Source organism: Mesorhizobium sp. M1C.F.Ca.ET.210.01.1.1 (assembly GCF_004791585.1).
In the GTDB taxonomy this organism is placed as follows: domain Bacteria; phylum Pseudomonadota; class Alphaproteobacteria; order Rhizobiales; family Rhizobiaceae; genus Mesorhizobium.
Genome location: NZ_SRUU01000074.1, coordinates 1 through 3,379, shown reverse-complemented (window position 1 = coordinate 3,379; position 3,379 = coordinate 1). Strand labels below are relative to the sequence as shown.

Annotated in this window: 6 protein-coding genes; 1 reads left to right on the top strand and 5 read right to left on the bottom strand. The window is 55.9% G+C overall.

The features are described from left to right. Positions 1 to 124 (top strand): aldehyde dehydrogenase family protein (locus tag EN853_RS32895; RefSeq protein WP_135856025.1); only part of this gene is annotated, 124 nt, incomplete at its 5' end. Between the two features lie 710 nt (positions 125 to 834). On the opposite strand, the gene EN853_RS32880 is transcribed toward EN853_RS32895, so the two are convergent. From EN853_RS32880 to EN853_RS32860, 5 genes are all read right to left on the bottom strand, one after another. Further along, positions 835 to 1,056 carry a hypothetical protein gene (locus tag EN853_RS32880; RefSeq protein WP_127863040.1) on the bottom strand — a complete coding sequence of 74 codons (222 nt, stop codon included), beginning with the start codon at positions 1,054 to 1,056 and terminating at the stop codon, positions 835 to 837. Positions 1,057 to 1,373: 317 nt separating this feature from the next. Further along, positions 1,374 to 1,808 carry an Lrp/AsnC family transcriptional regulator gene (locus EN853_RS32870; RefSeq protein WP_127863039.1) on the bottom strand — a complete coding sequence of 145 codons (435 nt, stop codon included), beginning with the start codon at positions 1,806 to 1,808 and terminating at the stop codon, positions 1,374 to 1,376. 646 nt (positions 1,809 to 2,454) lie between these two features. Next, the gene (locus EN853_RS32865; protein WP_127863038.1) at positions 2,455 to 2,619 is read right to left on the bottom strand and encodes a transposase; all 165 of its coding nucleotides are present in this window, start codon (positions 2,617 to 2,619) and stop codon (positions 2,455 to 2,457) included. Between the two features lie 311 nt (positions 2,620 to 2,930). Then, positions 2,931 to 3,065 carry a hypothetical protein gene (locus EN853_RS35245; RefSeq protein WP_281033641.1) on the bottom strand — a complete coding sequence of 45 codons (135 nt, stop codon included), beginning with the start codon at positions 3,063 to 3,065 and terminating at the stop codon, positions 2,931 to 2,933. Then, positions 3,062 to 3,268 (bottom strand): SDR family oxidoreductase, encoded by a 207-nt coding sequence (locus EN853_RS32860; protein WP_245454717.1) that lies wholly within the window; start codon positions 3,266 to 3,268, stop codon positions 3,062 to 3,064. Before EN853_RS32860 ends, EN853_RS35245 begins: the two co-directional genes overlap by 4 nt. Between the last annotated feature and the right edge of the window lie 111 nt (positions 3,269 to 3,379).

The following is a 3,379-nucleotide window of genomic DNA, read 5'->3' as shown; positions in this document are numbered from 1 at the left end:
TGGGCTGATCTCCACGGAAGTTGCGCCTTTTGGTGGCATCAAGCAATCTGGCCTTGGCCGCGAAGGGTCAAAATACGGAATCGATGATTATACAGAGATGAAATACGTGTGCCTGAGCGTGTGATCCTGAAATCTTGATCTTGTAGATGTTCCCCTCCAGATCGGCTTCGAATGCCTCGATTGTCTGCCCATCCACTCCAGCTCCGCCTTTCGAGGATCTGAACGCTTTGTAGGCCAGCCGCTAAACGGCTTGTCTGTCATGGTCGCCGTCGTCATCCTGTTTCCAGTTGTTCCGAAAAATACGACCACCTGAACCGACTCCTTCGCTCCAGCCCACTTACGGGACCTTCGTCACTACTACGGGTCGGTCCGTCCCAGCTTCCTGCATCGGTACTCTCGCCTCACGGTGGTTTGCCGCCTGTGCTTCTCCCTTGGCATCAGGAAGCTGGTTCCTGCAGTTCCGCCCAAAAGCCTGCATCCGGCTCATGCCCCCAATACGCGTCCACTGTCTGCCCAGTCATCAAACATCATGGCTCTTCTACCACAGCAGCTTGGGCTGGCCTGAGACCCGCTCCTGAAAGCCGATCCCGAGGGGCCTACCTTCATCTTTTACGCAGCTTCTCAGCATGTTGTCAGTTCACCATCGAACCTCCTTCTGCTTGCTGCAGCACACTGTGGACGGAAACTAAGGCTTGTTGAGCGTCAGCGTGAGTTTATGACGGCGGCTGCGAGATTGATGAAGGCTGCGAAGCTCTGGTCGGTTTTGTAGGCTCGCATAGCAATACGCTTGAATTCCTTGAGTTTGGCGAAGAAGTTCTCAATCAAGTGGCGCCACTAGTAGAGTGCCTTGTCGAGCGGCAGGGGAAAAGTACGACGTGAATGCTGTGAAATAATGATCTTGGCGCCGCGCTCATTCAAGGCAATGATGGTGTTGCTGTCGAAGGCTTTGTCGGCCCAAGCCGCCGAAACAGACACCATCGATGAGCGGTGCGACACCCACGGTGTCGAACCGTTGGCCGGGCAAAAGAACAAAGCGCACAAGATTGCCAAGTGCATCGGAGAGTGCCAGGATTTTGGTTGTCATGTTGGAGCGGCCTATGGCGTGGCTTTGAGTCCCCCTTTTGCGCCCTGTCCATGGCGGTGACCTTGACGATGGTGGCATCAACCATGGCGTGTTCCATGCCCGGTTCATCCGAACAGGCCTCGTAAAGCCGAATGAAGACATCAGCTCTGACCCAGTCGCGGTAGCGCTTGAAAACGGTGTTCCAGCTCCCGAAGAAGGCTGGAAGGTCGCGCTACGGACTTCCTGTCCGCACAATCCAAAGCAACGCTTCGATGAAGCGGCAAGGGCGATCGAAACTACAGCACATTGATTATCCAAAACGGCGCAGTTGGATAGCCCGATCCTCTTTGGCAACCCGACTCACTATGTCGGTAAAATACCTTTCAACGCCAAATCCAGGGGTCAGAAATCTTTCTACGATCTCGGTATAACGGTCAATTGAAGAAACAACAAATTTGATATGGTAGTCAAAATGCCCCACTACTTCATAACACTCTGCGACTTCGGGAATGGCACACACGTGACGTTCGAAAAACTCCAATGCGTCTCGATTTTGTCTTGACAGGACTACTTTAGACAAAACACCCTGAATACTTTGTAATTTTTCGATCGCTATTTCCGCGATGTAACGACGGATAATTCCATCTTTTTCGAGTTTTTTTACCCTCTGCCAACACGGCGAAACGGAAATGCCGACCCTGTCGGCAAGGACCTTTATTGGGAGTCGGCCGTTTTCTTGGAGCACATCCAGAATCGGTAGTCCATTCGGTCTAGCTTGTTCATACCACTTACTCTAACATACGACAGAATCTTGGCTCAACGTCGTTTTTTCCGCAGCGCTTGCTATGTTGTGGCCGGCAAACATGCCGTGGCAATGCCTCGCCACAGCAAGTGATTCGCCACCCTGCCACATTTGCCGAATCGTAACAGCCCCTTCTGTACGGGCCTCGACAGGTCAACCCCTTTTTGCGTCGTCCAGTTGCTGGGTCTTGCTTCTGTACGGGGTCGGTGCGCGACCGCCACCTGATGGTTTGAAGAGGATAAGGCGGACCAGTCTAGTGACGTGTGATCGAGATGCCACGAAGGCTGTTGCGGTCTGACCTGAGCCATCGTCCCGGCAAAGGGACCTCGCTTCGGGAGGTCCTGGTGTCGTGAACCCGCCCGAATTTCTCAGGCGGCTGCGGTCACCGTCGTGGCCGCCTCGTTGAAGACAGTTCCATCGGCAAGCTTGCGGTGCAGGATCACCGCAAGCTTGCGCGCCAGCGCCACCTTGGCCTTCTTCATCACGGCCCGCCGGGCGATCCGCATCGCTCAGCTTTTCAGCTCCGTGCAGCCCTGACGGGCTTCACCAGCATGATGTGATCGTAGTGCGCCGTGCGCACTGCGGCATCCTATCTTGCTGATGCGGCAGTGTAGTCGGTCTCGCCGGATTGATACCTCTTCGCAGTCAGGCCGAAATGCGCGCCCACCCGCTTCGACGAGCGAAAGCGCCCGAGGTCGTCGATGGCAGCGGCATAAGTGAGCGGCACGATCGGACCGACTCCCGGCATCGACATCAACCGCCTAGTGTGGCATCAAGGCGTACCAGCGCGCGAACCTTTTCTCTAGAGCCTGGAACTCGCGCAGTAGCACGGCGTGCCAGCAAGCAGCACCGTGGCCACCGTCTTTCAGGTTCGGATGGCCAGCCACCAGCTCACGGATGTGGCAAGCAAAGTCGCGCGGTGTTGTCTTGCCGACCCTGAGCCCGAAGCCGCGCAAAATGCCACGCACACTGTTCTCGACATCCTTCACGCCCTGATAAGGCGCGGAGATCTGAAGATAGGGCCGCCTGCGGGCTTGGTCTACTTGCCCGATGGCAGCCTCGCCCTTAACCCGGACGATTGTCGCAGCCGGATGAGGCGAGCGCCATCGAGGGATGGTGGAGAGATAAAACGAACCAGCCGATCACCTTCAAATAGGTGAAGCCGGTCTGCCGAAGCTGGTTGGGCGCCGCGTTTGTCATGGAACTCGTTGGCCGCCTTCTCGAAATAGATAGGATGCAGGGCTTGACGAGAGAAAGGCGCTCTTAAGGTTGGTCGCCATGACACGGTCCCATTCGGCAGGATCGAGGTCGACCAGCTTGGTCTGCGGAAAAATGCCGGCACTGGCACAGAGAATGTCGATGCCTCCGAAACTCAGCCTCGGGAGATTATTCTCCTGACGCAAGCGCCTCGATTGCCTGTCGATGCACCTGGTGCGATCTCCAAGCGATCATCTCCTTCCAGTCTGACCCCTGCGGATAGTAGTGCAATTTGGCGACCTGACGGATCTGTCGGC

Coding starts and splice junctions, on each gene's coding strand:
- EN853_RS32880 (WP_127863040.1), bottom strand. CDS start 1,056: ATGCACTTGGCAATCTTGTGCGCTTTGTTCTTTTGCCCGGCCAACGGT.
- EN853_RS35245 (WP_281033641.1), bottom strand. CDS start 3,065: ATGACAAACGCGGCGCCCAACCAGCTTCGGCAGACCGGCTTCACCTAT.
- EN853_RS32865 (WP_127863038.1), bottom strand. CDS start 2,619: ATGTCGATGCCGGGAGTCGGTCCGATCGTGCCGCTCACTTATGCCGCT.